The organism is Mesorhizobium sp. M7A.F.Ca.AU.002.02.1.1 (assembly GCF_003998535.1).
GTDB lineage: Bacteria > Pseudomonadota > Alphaproteobacteria > Rhizobiales > Rhizobiaceae > Mesorhizobium > Mesorhizobium ciceri.
In genome coordinates this window covers 1-546 of the sequence record NZ_RZPB01001452.1, presented here as the reverse complement: position 1 = coordinate 546, position 546 = coordinate 1, and the positions used below count along the sequence as shown (strand labels likewise).

The 546-nt window shown below is 62.8% G+C and carries 1 protein-coding gene and 1 pseudogene; one reads left to right on the top strand and one right to left on the bottom strand.

The features are described 5' to 3' along the window. Positions 1-229: pseudogene (locus EN879_RS38315) on the top strand (hypothetical protein); the annotation flags it as partial. 37 nt (positions 230-266) lie between these two features. Here the strand turns inward: EN879_RS38315 and EN879_RS38310 are convergent. Next, the coding region (locus EN879_RS38310; protein WP_206521120.1) for a pantoate--beta-alanine ligase at positions 267-546 on the bottom strand (280 nt) is incomplete at its 5' end.

The following is a 546-nucleotide window of genomic DNA, read 5'->3' as shown; positions in this document are numbered from 1 at the left end:
GGCTTATGTCCTGCTAGGCTTCGCCCTCGCGGTCGGCTTCCCCAACCGACTGTATCAAGTGGTGATCTTTGTGGCTGTGATCGCCGGCATGCTGGAACTGCTTCAGCTCATTGATCCCGGTCGCCATGCACGCCTCATCGATGCATTGGTGAAAGCCTTTGCCGGGGTGGTTGGGATCGTCGCGGGACACCTGATCGTCAGGGCCGGCCGGCAAAAGAGCGAGAGCTAGGCGCGGCAGCAATCCGCCGCGGAGGATCGAGCCTTCGCTAGGCAGCGGGAACCCCCACATTGTCGATTAGCCTGGTTTTGCCGAGCCATGCCGCTGCGAGAAGACGCCCTTCGCGGTTTCGACGCCATGGCGCAAGCGTCAGGCTTTCGCGTGCCTCGACATAGTCGACCTTCTGGAAACCGGCGGCGATGAGGTCGCGGCTGGCCTCTTCGGTTGCGTCGGTTTGGTGGGCGCCTGCCGCCAGGGCCGCAGCCGTTTTGCGCAATATCACGTTGAGTTGGCGGCCGACCTTCAGTTCGGCCTCATCGAGATAGGCG